The sequence below is a fragment of the Microbacterium lacus genome (genome assembly GCF_044794305.1).
GTDB classification, from domain to species: domain Bacteria; phylum Actinomycetota; class Actinomycetes; order Actinomycetales; family Microbacteriaceae; genus Microbacterium; species Microbacterium lacus_B.
The window spans coordinates 404,246-418,698 of the sequence record NZ_CP084996.1 but is presented as its reverse complement, the minus strand read 5'-3'; the positions used below and the strand labels follow the sequence as shown (position 1 = coordinate 418,698).

The 14,453-nt window shown below is 65.3% G+C and carries 16 protein-coding genes; 13 read left to right on the top strand and 3 right to left on the bottom strand.

Annotation, left to right across the window (positions count from 1 at the left end; genetic code table 11):
* Nucleotides 1-92 precede the first annotated feature (92 nt).
* From hrcA to LG299_RS02010, 9 genes are read left to right on the top strand one after another with little or no spacing between them, the layout of a single operon-like run.
* On the top strand, nt 93-1,133 hold the full coding sequence (gene hrcA / locus LG299_RS02050; protein ID WP_404433049.1) for a heat-inducible transcriptional repressor HrcA: 1,041 nt from the start codon (nt 93-95) through the stop codon (nt 1,131-1,133).
* Between the two features lie 57 nt (nt 1,134-1,190).
* Nucleotides 1,191-2,306 (top strand): molecular chaperone DnaJ, encoded by a 1,116-nt coding sequence (gene dnaJ / locus LG299_RS02045; protein WP_404433047.1) that lies wholly within the window; start codon nt 1,191-1,193, stop codon nt 2,304-2,306.
* A gap of 3 nt (nt 2,307-2,309) precedes the next feature.
* On the top strand, nt 2,310-3,041 hold the full coding sequence (locus LG299_RS02040) for a 16S rRNA (uracil(1498)-N(3))-methyltransferase (protein ID WP_404433045.1): 732 nt from the start codon (nt 2,310-2,312) through the stop codon (nt 3,039-3,041).
* Between the two features lie 40 nt (nt 3,042-3,081).
* On the top strand, nt 3,082-3,429 hold the full coding sequence (locus LG299_RS02035; protein WP_404433043.1) for an HIT domain-containing protein: 348 nt from the start codon (nt 3,082-3,084) through the stop codon (nt 3,427-3,429).
* A gap of 52 nt (nt 3,430-3,481) precedes the next feature.
* Entirely contained in the window at nt 3,482-4,510 is a 1,029-nt protein-coding gene (locus tag LG299_RS02030; protein WP_404434766.1) for a PhoH family protein, read from the top strand.
* Complete coding sequence (gene ybeY / locus LG299_RS02025; protein WP_404433041.1) at nt 4,507-4,977, top strand: rRNA maturation RNase YbeY; 471 nt, start codon at nt 4,507-4,509, stop codon at nt 4,975-4,977. The genes LG299_RS02030 and ybeY overlap by 4 nt, the downstream gene beginning before the upstream one ends.
* Entirely contained in the window at nt 4,974-6,365 is a 1,392-nt protein-coding gene (locus LG299_RS02020) for a hemolysin family protein (RefSeq protein ID WP_404433039.1), read from the top strand. Before ybeY ends, LG299_RS02020 begins: the two co-directional genes overlap by 4 nt.
* The gene (era, locus tag LG299_RS02015) at nt 6,362-7,270 is read left to right on the top strand and encodes a GTPase Era (protein WP_404433037.1); all 909 of its coding nucleotides are present in this window, start codon (nt 6,362-6,364) and stop codon (nt 7,268-7,270) included. Before LG299_RS02020 ends, era begins: the two co-directional genes overlap by 4 nt.
* Nucleotide 7,271: 1 nt before the next feature.
* On the top strand, nt 7,272-8,207 hold the full coding sequence (locus LG299_RS02010; protein WP_404433035.1) for an NADP-dependent oxidoreductase: 936 nt from the start codon (nt 7,272-7,274) through the stop codon (nt 8,205-8,207).
* A gap of 17 nt (nt 8,208-8,224) precedes the next feature.
* On the opposite strand, the gene LG299_RS02005 is transcribed toward LG299_RS02010, so the two are convergent.
* A complete protein-coding gene (locus LG299_RS02005) occupies nt 8,225-8,854 on the bottom strand; it encodes a hypothetical protein (RefSeq protein WP_404433033.1) in 630 nt (209 codons plus the stop codon).
* A 249-nt stretch (nt 8,855-9,103) separates the two neighbouring features.
* Between LG299_RS02005 and leuA the strand changes: the two genes are divergently transcribed.
* A complete protein-coding gene (gene leuA / locus LG299_RS02000; RefSeq protein ID WP_404433031.1) occupies nt 9,104-10,864 on the top strand; it encodes a 2-isopropylmalate synthase in 1,761 nt (586 codons plus the stop codon).
* Nucleotides 10,865-10,871: 7 nt separating this feature from the next.
* Here the strand turns inward: leuA and LG299_RS01995 are convergent, their stop codons facing one another.
* Complete coding sequence (locus LG299_RS01995) at nt 10,872-11,558, bottom strand: trimeric intracellular cation channel family protein (protein WP_404433029.1); 687 nt, start codon at nt 11,556-11,558, stop codon at nt 10,872-10,874.
* Between the two features lie 89 nt (nt 11,559-11,647).
* On the opposite strand from LG299_RS01995, the gene recO reads away from it, so the two are divergent.
* From recO to LG299_RS01980, 3 genes are read left to right on the top strand one after another with little or no spacing between them, the layout of a single operon-like run.
* A complete protein-coding gene (gene recO, locus LG299_RS01990) occupies nt 11,648-12,382 on the top strand; it encodes a DNA repair protein RecO (RefSeq protein ID WP_404433027.1) in 735 nt (244 codons plus the stop codon).
* Nucleotides 12,379-13,191: an isoprenyl transferase gene (locus LG299_RS01985; RefSeq protein WP_404433025.1), complete on the top strand. Its 813-nt coding sequence runs from the start codon at nt 12,379-12,381 to the stop codon at nt 13,189-13,191. The genes recO and LG299_RS01985 overlap by 4 nt, the downstream gene beginning before the upstream one ends.
* A gap of 54 nt (nt 13,192-13,245) precedes the next feature.
* Nucleotides 13,246-13,926 (top strand): DsbA family protein, encoded by a 681-nt coding sequence (locus LG299_RS01980; RefSeq protein ID WP_404433023.1) that lies wholly within the window; start codon nt 13,246-13,248, stop codon nt 13,924-13,926.
* A gap of 15 nt (nt 13,927-13,941) precedes the next feature.
* On the opposite strand, the gene LG299_RS01975 is transcribed toward LG299_RS01980, so the two are convergent.
* On the bottom strand, nt 13,942-14,430 hold the full coding sequence (locus tag LG299_RS01975) for a glutathione peroxidase (RefSeq protein WP_404433021.1): 489 nt from the start codon (nt 14,428-14,430) through the stop codon (nt 13,942-13,944).
* Nucleotides 14,431-14,453: the final 23 nt, after the last annotated feature.

Sequence of the window (14,453 nt, the reverse complement as noted above, 5' to 3'; positions counted from 1 at the left end):
TTCATCGAGCGCCTCACCGCCGCATCCCCGGCCATCCGGTAGAATTGGCACTCCAGTCATGCGAGTGCCAGAGGCGGGCGTGAGGAGTCGGGATGGTCAGTGAGCGGGGTCTGCAGGTTCTGCGGGCGATCGTGCAGGACTACGTCGACACGCACGAGCCCGTCGGCAGTAAAGCCATCGTCGAGCGTCACGCGTTCGGCGTCTCGGCGGCCACGATTCGCAACGACATGGCCCTTCTCGAAGACGAAGAGCTGATTGCAGCTCCGCACACGTCGTCGGGCCGCGTGCCGACCGACAAGGGGTACCGCGTCTTCGTCGATCACCTCGCTGAACTGCGCCCGCTCAACACGGCGCAGCGCTCGGCGATTGCCTCGTTTCTCGACGGCCCCGGCGACCTCGACGACGCCCTCTCTCGCACGGTTCGCGCGCTGACCCAGCTCACGGGCCAGGTCGCCATCGTGCAGTACCCGTCGTTTGCGCGAGCCACCGTCTCGCACGTCGAACTGGTTCAGCTCGGCGGCGGGCGCATGCTCGTCATCGTCGTGACCGACACCGGTCGCGTCTCGCAACGTATCGCGATCGTTCGCGATGACTTCGACGATGCCGACCTCGCCGTGATGCGCGCCGAATTGGGTGCCCTGCTGGTCGGCAAGCCCGTGCGCGAGGGACTCCAGAAGATCGCCGATCATCTGGCGGCGCCGAGCGCGCCCGAGTCGTCTCGCACATCCGCGACCGCCGCGATCGTGCGCGTCGTCGCGGAAGAACTCGAGGAGTTCCGTCAGGACCGTCTCGTGCTTGCGGGCGCAGCGAACCTCGCCCGGCGCGAGTCCGACTTTCGCGGAAGCATTTACCCGCTCCTCGAGGCGATCGAAGAACAAGTGACGCTGCTGAAGCTCATGAGCGAGATGGTCGCCGACGAGCACGGTCTCGCGGCGAGCATCGGCCGAGAGAACGATGCGTTCGGGCTGGGTGAAGCATCCATCGTCGCCAGCGACTACGACGCGACCGGATCCCGCGCGCGCGTCGGAGTGCTCGGCCCCACACGCATGGACTACCCGACCAATCTCGCCGCGGTTCGAGCAGTCGCTCGTTACCTGACGCGGTTGCTCGAAGAAGACGAGTCGAGCCGCTGACGCGGCCCCACCTACCCACACGATCCCGCTGTGCACACGCGGGCAGGAAGGCATTCTGTGGCTGACCACTACGAGGTCCTCGGCGTTTCGCGCGAGGCCACCACGGACGAGATCAAGAAGGCGTACCGCCGCTTGGCGCGCGAACTCCACCCCGATGTGAACCCCGGGGAAGATGCATCCGAACGCTTCAAGTTGGTGACTCACGCTTACGACGTTCTGAGCGACAGCGATCAGCGCGCAAAGTATGACCGCGGCGGCGACTCGCCTTTCGGCGGTGCCGGCGCGGGCGGATTCGGCGGGTTCGGCGACATCTTCGAGACGTTCTTCGGCGCGGCAAACGGAGCGCGTGCGGGTCGCCCCCGTTCGCGTCGCGAGCGCGGTCAGGACGCTCTCGTCCGCGTGAACCTCGACCTGAAGGATGTCGTGTTCGGCGTCCATCGCGATCTCGAGGTCGATACGGCCGTGCTGTGCGAGACCTGCGAAGGTTCGTGCTGCCAGCCAGGCACCTCCCCGGTCACATGCGACATCTGCCACGGCGCCGGAAATGTGCAGCGCCAGGTTCGCAGCCTGCTCGGCAACGTCGTCACCTCGCAGCCGTGCAACGTTTGCCAGGGTTACGGCACGACCATCCCGTACCCGTGCGCGACCTGCCAGGGTCAGGGCCGAGTTCGCGCGCGCCGCACGGTGTCGATCGACATCCCCGCCGGAGTCGAAACGGGCTTGCGCTTGCAGCTGCCCGGTTCGGGCGAAGTGGGTCCCGCGGGGGGTCCGAACGGCGATCTGTATCTCGAGATCAACGTCGGCGCCGATGAGGTCTTCAGCCGCGACGGAGACGACATCCTCGCCACGCTCGAGGTGTCGATGCCCGATGCCATCCTCGGCACGACCACGACGATCGAGTCGCTCGACGGCCCCGTCGAGCTCGAAGTCCGGCCCGGAGTTCAGGCCGGAGACGTTCTCACGATCAAGGGACGCGGCATCACGCCGCTGCGTGGCTCGCAGCGGGGCGATCTTCGGGTCGGCGTCCACGTCGCGACGCCCACGAAGCTCGACGCGAAGTCCCGCGCGCTCATCGAAGAATTCGCGAGCCGCACGAAGGCACCCGCGCCGCAATTGTCCGAGTTCCACCAGGGCCTCTTTGCGAAGCTGCGTGATCGCTTCCGGAACGCGTGACGGATGACTCTCCACTTCCTCCTCGCCGAGCCATCGCACGCAGCGCCGGGCGAGGATGTGCTGCTCACCGGAACCGAGGCACACCATGCCGCAACGGTCCGGCGTGTGCGCATAGGCGAAGCGGTAACCATTGGTGACGGAGCGGGAACGTGGTTCGAGGGGGAATGCGTCACGGTCACGCCCCGCGAAGTGATCGTTCGCGTGGCCTCGCGTCGCGAGATCCCCGCCCCGATTCCCCGGGTTACGCTCGTCCAGGCATTGGCCAAGGGCGACCGAGACGAGCTGGCCATCCAGGCCGCGACCGAGCTCGGAGTGGACAGCGTCGTGCCCTGGCAGGCGGCCCGAAGCGTCTCGCGATGGGATGCTGCCAAGGCGGAGAAGGGCCGAGCACGCTGGGCCACAATCGTTCGCGAGGCGGCCAAGCAGGCCCATCGCCCCTGGCTGCCGAGCGTCGAGCCCGTTCAGACGACGAAGCAACTCCTCACGCGGACTCAGTCCGCTCGGGTTCTGATCCTCGAACCCGGCGCACAGAACGCCCTGAGCGGCCTCGACTTCTCCGGCACGAGCGACATTGTGCTCGTGGTCGGTCCGGAGGGCGGGATCACCGAAGAAGAGCTTGCCCAGTTCACGTCTTCCGGAGCGACGCTCGTGCGGCTCGGCGAAACAGTTCTGCGCACATCGACCGCGGGTCCTGCCGCGATCGCCGTGATCAGCGCCACACTGGGCCGCTGGTGACGTCCGGTCCGCGAGAGACCCACCTCGGTAGACTGGGTCCATGAGCGATACTTCGATCTTCACGCGCATCCTTCGGGGTGAGATCCCCGCTGAGATCATCGCCGAAACGACGAACACGTTCGCGATCCGCGACATCGCTCCGCAGGCTCCTGTGCACCTCCTCGTGATTCCCAAGACCGAGCAGTACGCGGACGTCGTGGCGTTGGCAGAGGGTGACCCGGCGCTTCTGGCTGAAATGGTCGCACTGGCGGACAACCTCGCGGCAGAGCATGCGGACGGCGACTTCCGGCTGGTCTTCAATACCGGCGCGGGCGCGGGCCAAACTGTCTTCCACGTGCACGCGCACGTGCTCGCCGGCGGACTTGACGAGAAGAGTGTTGGTGGCTGACCAATCCGCAAGCGATCCCACAGTGGACCGCATCTACGCCGACGGTGTGGCGATGGTGCAGTTGCTCGGGCCGCAAGACCGTCTTCTGCGCGTCGTCGAGAAGGAGCACCCGAGCGTTGACGTGCACGTCCGCGGTAACGAGATCACGCTCACCGGTGACGCGGATGCTGTTGCTGCGGCGCGTTCGCTTGTCGACGAGCTCTTGGCCATGACGAAAGCAGGGCATGCGCTCGGTGAAGCAGAGGTATCCACGTCGAGCAAGATGCTGCGCACCGACGGCGGCCCACGCCCGTCTGAAGTCATGGGGGAGGCGATCCTGACCTCTCGGGGCAAGGTCATCCGTCCCAAGACTCCGGGCCAGAAGGCGTATGTCGACGCGATCGAAGAGAACACCATCGTCTTCGGCATCGGCCCCGCCGGTACCGGCAAGACGTACCTCGCCATGGCGAAAGCCGTGCAGGCGCTTCAACGCAAGGAGGTCAGCCGCATCATTCTGACCCGTCCCGCGGTGGAGGCGGGCGAGCGCCTGGGATTCCTGCCCGGAACGCTCACCGACAAGATCGATCCTTATCTTCGACCGCTGTACGACGCGCTCAACGAAATGCTCGACCCCGAACTCGTCCCCAAGCTCATGGCGAGCGGCACCATCGAGGTCGCCCCCTTGGCCTACATGCGCGGCCGCACGCTCAACGACTCCTTCGTCGTGCTCGACGAAGCGCAGAACACCACACCCGAGCAGATGAAGATGTTCCTCACTCGGCTCGGGTTCGGTACCCGCATGGTGGTCACCGGCGACATCACGCAGGTCGACCTCCCGGCTGGCGCCTCGGGCCTTCGTTTAGTGACCCGCGTGCTCGGCGAGATCGACGACATCCACTTCTCGTACCTCACGAGCGAAGACGTCGTGCGCCACTCGCTGGTGGGCCGCATCGTCGATGCCTACACCGAGTATGACGAACGCAAGCTCGCCGGGCGCCGGGAGCGGGACGAAGCATCCGAATTCGCAAACCGCGCGGAGCGTCGCAGCAGCATGCGCCCGCCGCATCCGCGTGACAATCTCCCCAAGCGAGGACGCTCATGACCATCGAGATCGGAAACGAGTCGGGCATCGTCGTCGACGAGACGGTGCTGTTGCGGTTGATGGAACACAATCTGGCCGAACTGCACGTGAGCCCCGACGCCGACGTTGCGATCCTGCTCGTTGATGAAGGGGCGATGGAGTCACTGCACGTCCAGTGGATGGATGAGCCAGGGCCGACCGATGTACTCAGCTTTCCCATGGATGAGCTGCGACCGGGCACGGACGAGCACCCGACTCCCGCCGGGCTCCTCGGAGACATCGTGCTCTGCCCGCAGGTGGCTGAGGCCCAGGCCGTTACCGCCAAACACTCGACGATGGACGAGCTTGTCATGCTCACCACGCACGGACTGCTCCACCTGCTCGGGTTCGACCACGCCGAGCCCGAAGAGGAGCGCGAGATGTTCGGCATACAGCGGGATCTCTTGGTGAGCTTCCACACCGCCGAACGTCGCCGAAGTCGTTCATGACCGCCGCCCTGCTCCTGCTGGCAGCGGTGCTGCTGATCGCATTCGGTGCCCTCATGGTCGCGATCGACGCGGCACTCCAGGTCACGTCTCGCGGTGACCTCGAAGTCCTCGCAGCGACGGGTGCGCGCAACGCGGTGTCTCTCCAGCGGATCGCCGACGATCCTGAAGCGCACGGTACGTCCGTCGTCTTCATTCGCATTCTCTCCGAGACGGCAGCTGCCGTCCTCGTCACCGTCGCCTTCACGATCCTGTTCGACAGCATCTGGTGGGCGATGCTCGCCGCCGCGATACTCATGACAGCGATCTCGTTCGTCATCGTCGGGGCAAGTCCTCGCAGTGTCGGCCGCCGTCACGCGAAGGGGCTTTTGCAGAGTGCGGCACCGGTCGTGCGGGGAGTGCGCATCATCTTGGGTCCGCTCGCTCACGGCTTGGTCGCGCTGGGCGATCGGGTAACCCCCGGCGGTTCGCGAGGCGCGTCCTTCGCCTCTGAAGAGCAGCTGCTGAGCATGGTGGACGAAGCAGCGTCGCACGACCTCATCGAAGAAGACGACCGCGAACTCATCCATTCGGTGTTCGAGTTCACCGATACGTTCGTTCGCGCGGTCATGGTGCCCCGCACCGACATGGTGACGGTGGATGCCGCGGCATTCACCCGCGAGGCGATGTCGATCTTCCTCGAGAAGGGCGTCTCGCGCATTCCGATCGTCGATGACGAGGCGGATGATGTCGTGGGTGTGGTCTACCTGAAAGATCTCGTGCAGTTCGGCTTCCGGGATGAAGCGGGCTGGCGTGACGCTCCCATCACCCGCATTGCACGCCCCGCCGTGTTCGTGCCGGAATCGATGAAGGCCGAAACACTGCTGCAACAGATGAAGCGTGACGCCGTTCACGTGTGTCTCGTGGTGGATGAGTACGGCGGCGTGTCGGGGTTGGTCACGCTGGAAGACCTCATCGAGGAGCTCGTCGGCGAAATCGCTGATGAGTACGACCCGCGGTCCGACGAAGTGACGGAGCTCGAGCCCGGCAGGTATCGCGTCAGTTCGCGTTTGGGTCTGGACGAGGTCGGCGACCTCTTCGGCATCGACCTCGAGGACGAGGATGTCGACTCGATCGGCGGATTGCTGGGCAAGGCCCTCGGGCGGGTTCCGCAGCCCGGGTCCACGGCGGAGTACGAGGGCCTCGTGATGACGGGCGGCGCGTCCCTCGGCCGCGGCAGAGGAATCGCGACCGTGTTCGTCGAGCGCACAGAGGTTTCCGCCGATCTCGAAGACGTCGTGAGCGCACGCGCCCCGCGAACGGGCGAAATTCGCGTGCCGCGCACCGGAGACGTACGGATACCGCAGACCGGCGAGATTCGCGTACAGAAGAAGAAGAAGGAGAAGTCGTGACCGATCCTGAATCGACCACGGGCCGCTCGGGTTTCGTGACTTTCGTAGGCCGACCGAACGTCGGCAAGTCCACGCTCACCAACGCTCTGGTCGGTGAGAAGGTCGCGATCACCAGCGATAAGCCACAGACGACGCGGCGCGCGATCCGCGGCATCCTGAATCGTCCTGCCGGTCAGCTGGTGATCGTCGACACGCCGGGTATTCACCGCCCGCGCACTCTTCTCGGCCAGCGGTTGAACGACCTCGTCGACACCGTGCTCGGGGATGTCGATGTCATCGGCTTCTGCGTTCCGGCCACCGAGAAGGTCGGTCCCGGCGATCGCCGCATTGCCGAGTCGCTCAGCGGTTACGGACGAGCCAAGAAGGTCGCGATCGTCACAAAAACCGATGCCGCCTCACGCGAGCAGATCACCGAGCGACTGCTCGAAGTCGATGCTCTCCGCGAAGACTGGGCTGCCGTCATTCCGTTGTCTGCGCTCGGCGGTGAGCAGCTCGACATTCTGACGGATGAGTTGCTCTCGCTCATGCCGGCCGGTCCTCCCCTCTACCCTGAGGGTGTCGTCACCGACGAAAGCATCGAAGACCGGGTCGCCGAGATCATTCGCGAAGCGGCGCTCGAGGGCGTGCGCGATGAACTTCCACACTCGATCGCGGTCATGATCCAAGACATCGCTCCGCGAGAAGACTCCGATCTCACCGACATCTGGGCCGACGTCGTCGTCGAGCGAGACAGCCAGAAGGCGATCATCATCGGCCACAAGGGGTCACGCTTGGCCGACGTCGGTCGTCGGGCGAGGGCCGGCATCGAGCCGCTGATCGGCACGCGCGTGTACCTCAATCTGCACGTCAAGGTTGCCAAAGAGTGGCAACGCGATCCCAAACAGCTAGGTCGACTGGGGTTCTGACATGGCGCAGCGGTGGGTGGCCCGCGCGTGGGGCGGCACAGAGAACTGGGACCTCGAAGAATTTGAGGTCGCGGATCCGGGTGCCGGCGAAGTGACGATTCGAATCGTGGCCGCCGGACTCAACCCTGCGGATCTCAAACACCTGAGCGCTCCGCGTACGGGCGTGAACCTTCCGGTACCGATCGGCTACGAGGTGTCGGGCGTGCTCAGTGCCATCGGCCCCGACACCCTGATCGGCTCAGGGACTGCGGCTGTCGGCGACGAGGTGCTGGCATTCCGCGTGCAGGGCGGCTACGCCACGCATCTCACGGTGCCCGCGAAGCATGTCTTCGCCAAGCCAGCCTCGCTCCCGCACGAAGAGGCCGCCAATCTTCTGCTCGCCGGGGCGACGGCGTCGCAGATGCTCGACGTCACCTCGGTCGCTGCGGGAGAAACCATCGTGCTGCACGGAGCATCGGGGGCCGTCGGTGTCGCCGTGCTACAGCTCGCCCGGCACCTCGACGTGCGGGTGATCGGAACGGCCAGCGAGGCGAGCTTCGACCGAGTGCGTGAATTCGGTGGCATTCCGGTGACCTATGGCCCGGGTGTGATGGATCGCGTGCGAGAGGCTGCCGGCACGGATGTCGCGGCAAGTCTCGATGCTGTCGGCACAGGCGAAGCGATCGATGCGTCGCTCGCTCTTGTGAAGGATCGCGCCAGAATCGTGACGATCGTCTCTCCGGCGCGCGCGAAAGCAGACGGGTTCGTCTGGATCGCGGGAGCACAGCCGGAGAGCACCGTCTATCGCGACGCGGTGCGACAAAGCCTGATCGGCCTCGCCGGTGCAGGGGCGCTGCGGGTTCCGATCGCGCGCACATATCCGTTGGCGGACGCCCGTGATGCGGTCGCCTTCCTCATGCGAGGACATCCCGGCGGGAAGATCGCACTCCTGCCCTGAGCGCCTGATCGGTCAGCTCAGCCGCTGACCTCGCGCATCGCTGATCGGATGAGGACCTTCTGCGGGCCGAACTCCGCGTCTGCGGCATCCTGCCACGTGCCGTCGTCCCAGACGACGTCGACCCAGAGCCAGCCGTCCTGGGGGCCTGAGCCGAGGAGTCCCTCGCCCAGCCGGTCGGGCAACTCCTCTTGAATCGACAGCAGCTCGGCCTCTTCGCCCTCGCCGGGCTCTCCACCCGTCGGGTCTTCCGCCATCATCGGGTCGTACAGCGCGAGCATGATCGGTTCCTCTGTGACGGTGAACGACTCGCCGTCGTAGGTGCCCTGCACAGCGTAGGCGCCCCACGTCACCTCACCCGAGTTCTCTGAACCATCGATGTCGTCCCACGTCCAATTCGTGATCGGGACGCCCGAACACTGCGGCGGATACGACTCCATGATGGCTCCGAGACAGAGCTCAACAGCACCGTCGACATCCATGACCGTGCCCTGCGCAATCACGTCGCCCGCGGGCGGTGCGGGCCACACCGAACCCAGGGCTGCGGTTCCTCCTGCCGGAGTGTTGTTCGCGCTCGCGCAGCCGGAAATGAGCAGGACGGATGCAGCGGTCAGTGCTCCGACGAGGAAGTGTCTGCGATGACGGGTCATGACCGGTAAGTGTCGCACGGGATCGATTCGTCTCACCGCATGCGACATGCGCGGTGATACAACGCGGTGATCCTGCTACCATCAACCCATGCGCTTCGGCCGGCTCCTCCTTCTTAGCCGCCGCGACGAGTCCTCGTTCTAGGGCCTCCCTCGTCGCGGAGATTGCTGTTGGCCCGCATTCATCCGGCACTGTCCTTCACCGAAGCGATATGCCAGCCCTGACCGGGGCGAGAGAAGAAGCGACGAATCATGCAGAACACCCAGCAGCCCTCCGGGATGCCGATCCACAAGTACCGCCCGTACCGCAGCCAGTTCGGGGTCACTCTGACCGACCGCACCTGGCCGGACGCACAGATCACCGAAGCACCCCGCTGGTGTGCGGTCGACCTTCGCGACGGCAACCAGGCGCTCATCGACCCGATGAGCCCCGAGCGCAAGCGCATCATGTTCGACCTGCTGGTCAGCATGGGCTACAAAGAGATCGAGGTCGGGTTCCCCTCGGCGAGCCAGACCGACTTCGACTTCGTGCGCCAGTTGATCGAAGAGAACCTCATTCCCGATGACGTCACCATCCAGGTGCTCACCCAGGCACGCGAGCACCTGATCGAACGAACGTATGAATCGATCGCAGGTGCGAAGCGCGCAATCGTCCACCTGTACAACTCCACGAGCACTCTGCAGCGCGAGGTCGTCTTCCGCAGCGACCGCGAGGGCATCAAGCAGATTGCCCTGGATGGCGCGCGCCTGTGCCGTGAGTTCGAGAAGCGCATCCCCGAGACTGCGGTCTTCTACGAGTACTCGCCCGAGAGCTACACCGGCACCGAACTCGAGTACGCGCTCGAGGTCTGCAATGCCGTCATCGAGATCTTCGAGCCGACGCCCGACCGCAAGGTGATCATCAACCTGCCGGCGACCGTCGAGATGGCGACGCCGAACGTCTACGCCGACTCCATCGAGTGGATGAGCCGACGCCTGGCGCACCGCGAGAACGTGATTCTCTCGCTTCACCCGCACAATGATCGGGGCACCGCGATCGCCGCAGCCGAACTCGGTTACATGGCCGGCGCCGACCGCATCGAGGGTTGCCTGTTCGGCAACGGTGAACGCACCGGAAACGTCGACCTGGTCGCTCTCGGTATCAACCTGCTGACGCAGGGGATCGACCCGCAGATCGACTTCAGTGACATCGACCAGGTCAAGCGCACTGCGGAGTACTGCAACCAGCTTCCGGTCCACGAGCGCAGTCCCTGGGCCGGCGACCTCGTCTTCACCGCCTTCAGCGGATCGCACCAGGACGCGATCAAGAAGGGCTTCGAGGCGATGGAGAACCGGGCGACCGCACAAGGCGTCTCGGTCGATGAGATCGAGTGGGCGGTTCCGTACCTGCCCATCGACCCCAAGGATCTCGGCCGCTCGTACGAAGCCGTCATTCGCGTCAACTCGCAGTCCGGCAAGGGTGGCGTGGCCTATCTGCTCAAGACCGACCACGCCCTGGACCTGCCGCGCAAACTGCAGATCGAGTTCTCGGGCGTCGTGCAGGCCAAGACGGATGCCGAAGGCGGCGAGGTGACGAGCGACCAGATCTGGTCGATCTTCATCGACGAGTACCTGCCCTCGCAGATCGATCACGAGCGCTGGGGCCGGTTCGAGCTGCTCGGCACGCGCACGCAGAGCGACCTGTCCGGCGACGTGTCACTCGATGTCACCCTGCGTGACGGCGAAGACCGGGCCGAGGCATCCGGCCACGGAAACGGGCCCGTCGCTGCGTTTCTCGAGATCGTGCGATCGCACGGCTTCGATGTGACCCTTTACGACTACGTCGAGCACGCGCTCAGCGCCGGCGGCGACGCTCAAGCGGCCGCCTATGTCGAGCTGCAGGTGGATGGTGTACGCCTCTGGGGTGTCGGCATCGACGGAGACATCTCGACCGCATCGCTCAAGGCGATCGTCTCGGGTGTCAACCGTGCGATCCGTACGCGCGAAGGATCCCCTCAGCTCGCCGGAGTCTGAACACCGGTCAGGGCTTGATGATCGGGATCGCCGAGGTCTCGACCGCGACCTTGCGACGGTACAGCGCGCGCTGTTCGGGCAAAGAGATGTCGAACAGCACAGCGAGCAGGCGGATCACCGTCGTCACGATGAGTCCGGCGATGGCGGCGATGACCAGGGGTGCACCGAAAGCGTGCGAAAGCGCGACGACGGTGCACCCGGCCCCGGCAGCGACCGCGTAGAGCGATCCGACGTGCATGATCGCGACGGGCAGACCCATGATCATGTCGCGCAGGATGCCTCCACCCACCGCCGAGCACACCCCGACGAACACGGCGGGGACAACAGGGAGCCCGAGCGCGAGTGCCTTGCTCGTGCCGAACGCTCCGAAGAGCCCGATGACAACCGCATCCAGTCCGACGATCAGCGCATTGAGTCGCTGAAAGACACCGGCCAGAAGCATCCCGAGCAACGCCGCAAGCGTGGCGGTCAAGAGGTACCAGTTGCTCTGCAGCGTCACAGGTGTCGCGTTCAGCAGCAGGTCGCGAATGAGACCACCGCCCATGCCCATGACGATGCCGATGATGGCGACACCGAGCAGGTCGAGTCGGCGCTGTCCGCGGAATCCGGAGGCGAACAGCGCCCCCTGCACACCGCCGAGCCCCACGGCGATGAGATCGGCCCACAGCGGGATCACGAAGAGCGGCTCAGTCACGCCTACATTCTCTCGGCTCCGCGCGGTGATCTCAGTGCGCACCGCCGCGCATCCCGCCGTACGTCGCACCCTGCCGCGATAATGGAACCGTGCCCACTTACCGCGACGAGGTCGTGGTCTTGCGCACCCACAAGCTGGGTGAAGCCGACCGGATCGTGACGATGCTGAGCCGTCGACACGGCAAGGTGCGAGCCGTCGCCAAGGGCGTGCGGCGGACGTCCTCGCGGTTCGGTTCGCGGCTCGAGCCGTTCATGGTCGCCGATGTCCAGCTGTACCAGGGGCGTTCGCTCGACATCGTCCAGCAGGCAGAGTCGATCGGCTCGTACGGAGCCGACATCGTCGTGCACTACGACCGCTACACCTCGGCACACGCGATGGTCGAGGCGGCTGACCGCCTGAACGAAGCGGAAGCGACATCGCAGCAGTATCTGCTGCTCGTGGGTGGATTGCGCGCGCTCGCCAAAGGTGAGCACATCTCACGCAGCATCCTCGATTCCTACCTTCTCCGAGCGATGGCGCTGTCAGGGTGGGCGCCCGGGCTCACCGAGTGCGCGCGCTGCGCGAAGCCCGGCCCGCATGACGCCTTCGTCGCACAGCTCGGCGGCATGATCTGCCGGGAATGCGCGCCGACCGGCGCCGCGCGGGTCGCACCGCAGACGGCGCGGCTTCTGCAGTCGCTGATGGCGGGGGAGTGGGACGACGTGGATGCCGCCGCCCCGGCAACCTCGGGTGCAGCCTCCGGACTCATCGCCGCATACGCTCAGTGGCACCTGGAGCGCGGCATCCGCTCCCTCGCACACGTCCCCTCCGGAGAGAGCCGATGACACCGAAGCCCTACACGCATCGGGACGCCGTACCGTTTCGCCCGGTGGACTGGACCGGGATCTATCCGCCTGCTTTTCCGAAGGGCTCGGCACCGAACCACGTCGCGATCGTGATGGACGGCAACGGCCGCTGGGCGAACCGACGGGGACTGACCCGGGTCGAGGGCCACAAGGCAGGGGAGGCGGCTCTGCTGGATGTCGTCGCCGGAGCCATTCAGGCAGGCGTCAAGCATCTGTCGGTTTATGCGTTCTCCACCGAGAACTGGTCTCGCTCGCCCGATGAAGTGCGGTTTCTCATGGGCTTCAATCGCGATGTTCTGCACCGACGCCGCGACCAGTTGAACGAGTGGGGCGTGCGCGTACGGTGGGCAGGCCGCAAGCCACGCCTGTGGGGCTCGGTGATCAAAGAGCTGCAGTTCGCCGAACAACTCACCCGAGACAACCGGACGCTCACGCTCACGATGTGCGTGAACTACGGAGGGCGTGTCGAGCTGGTGGACGCGATGAGGTCGATCGCAGAGGACGTCGACGCCGGACGACTTCGCCCCTCGGCGGTCACAGAGAAGCTGATCCAGAAGCGTCTGTACCAGCCCGACATGCCCGACGTCGATCTGTTCATCCGCTCCAGCGGAGAGCAGCGCACATCGAACTTTCTCCTCTGGGAATCCGCGTACGCCGAGTTCGTCTTTCTCGACACGCTCTGGCCGGACTTCTCGCGCGAAGATCTCTGGACGGGTATCGACCTCTACCTCGGGCGCGACCGTCGGTTCGGTGGCGCGAGAGACACGCCCGACGTTCCGTCGCTCTGAGCCGCCTTCTTCTGTCGCGCGGAATAGTTCCCGCCGATGTCGGTTATGACCGGTATGACGGACGCAATCAAGATCGACGTGTGGAGCGACATCGCCTGCCCCTGGTGTTACATCGGCAAGCGCAATCTCGAGAACGGACTGGCCGCGGCATCCGCCGATGACGATGCCCCGAAGGTCGAGGTCGTGTACCACTCGTTCGAGCTGTCGCCGGATACACCCGTCGACTTCGACGGTGGTGAGGCGGACTACCTCGCCACCCACAAGGGCATCTCCCCTGAGCAGGCCCAGCAGATGCTCGATCGCGTCACCGGTGTCGCACGCGACGCAGGGCTGGAATATCGCTTCGATCTGCTCAAACACACCAACACCGTGAAGGCGCACGAACTGCTGCACTTCGCCGAGGAGCAGGGCCGACAGCACGAGATGGCCGAGCGACTGATGTCGGCATACTTCACCGAGGGCCGTCACCTGGGTGACCACGACGAACTCGCCTCACTCGCGTCCGACGCGGGGCTCGATGCCGAGCAGGCACGGGAGGCGCTGTCGTCCGGGCGCTATCTACCGGCCGTGCGTGCCGACCAGGCTCAGGCGACGGCCTACGGGATCAACGGTGTGCCGTTCTTCGTGATCGACGGAAAGTACGGCGTCTCCGGTGCGCAGCCCGCCGAAGCCTTCAGCCAGATCGTCCGCCAGGTATGGACCGAGCGGCAAGAGACGGCGGACGTCGAGGCCTGAGCCGCCCTGACCCCCTCAGCTGGGGAGGTTCGCTTCGATGACCTGCACGATGGCCGGGTCATCCGGCAGGGTCTTCGGCGAGAAACGGTGCACGTTGCCGTCGGGCGTGACCAGGAACTTCTCGAAGTTCCAGGTCACGCGTCCTTCTCCGGTCGCGTCCTTGAGTGCCTTGTAGAGCGGAGCGGCCTTTCCGCCGTTCAGCTTCACCTTGTCCATCACGGGGAACGTGACGCCCCACGTCATGGCGCAGTAGTCGAGGATCTCTTCGGTCGAGCCCGGTTCCTGAAGGAATTGGTTGCTCGGAAAGCCCAGCACGGTGAAGCCGCGCTCGCCATAGGTCTTCTGCAGCTGCTCGAGCTGCTCGTACTGCGGGGTGAGTCCGCACTTGGACGCCAGATTGACGATCAAGAAGACCTTGTCGCCGAATTCGGACAACGTCGAGGGTGTTCCCTCGGCAGTGTCGAAGGGAATCTTGCGCAGGTCGGTGAGCGTGGCCTCAGTCATAAACACAGGCTACGTCCTCTCGT

Excerpts from the sequence above, each read along its gene's own strand:
- LG299_RS02020 (WP_404433039.1), top strand. The coding sequence starts at position 4,974 with ATGACCGCCGCCCTGCTCCTGCTGGCAGCGGTGCTGCTGATCGCATTC.
- LG299_RS01980 (WP_404433023.1), top strand. The coding sequence starts at position 13,246 with ATGACGGACGCAATCAAGATCGACGTGTGGAGCGACATCGCCTGCCCC.
- leuA (WP_404433031.1), top strand. The coding sequence starts at position 9,104 with ATGCAGAACACCCAGCAGCCCTCCGGGATGCCGATCCACAAGTACCGC.
- hrcA (WP_404433049.1), top strand. The coding sequence starts at position 93 with ATGGTCAGTGAGCGGGGTCTGCAGGTTCTGCGGGCGATCGTGCAGGAC.
- LG299_RS02010 (WP_404433035.1), top strand. The coding sequence starts at position 7,272 with ATGGCGCAGCGGTGGGTGGCCCGCGCGTGGGGCGGCACAGAGAACTGG.
- LG299_RS02040 (WP_404433045.1), top strand. The coding sequence starts at position 2,310 with ATGACTCTCCACTTCCTCCTCGCCGAGCCATCGCACGCAGCGCCGGGC.
- LG299_RS02035 (WP_404433043.1), top strand. The coding sequence starts at position 3,082 with ATGAGCGATACTTCGATCTTCACGCGCATCCTTCGGGGTGAGATCCCC.
- ybeY (WP_404433041.1), top strand. The coding sequence starts at position 4,507 with ATGACCATCGAGATCGGAAACGAGTCGGGCATCGTCGTCGACGAGACG.
- LG299_RS02030 (WP_404434766.1), top strand. The coding sequence starts at position 3,482 with ATGGTGCAGTTGCTCGGGCCGCAAGACCGTCTTCTGCGCGTCGTCGAG.
- LG299_RS01985 (WP_404433025.1), top strand. The coding sequence starts at position 12,379 with ATGACACCGAAGCCCTACACGCATCGGGACGCCGTACCGTTTCGCCCG.
- LG299_RS01975 (WP_404433021.1), bottom strand. The coding sequence starts at position 14,430 with ATGACTGAGGCCACGCTCACCGACCTGCGCAAGATTCCCTTCGACACT.
- LG299_RS02005 (WP_404433033.1), bottom strand. The coding sequence starts at position 8,854 with ATGACCCGTCATCGCAGACACTTCCTCGTCGGAGCACTGACCGCTGCA.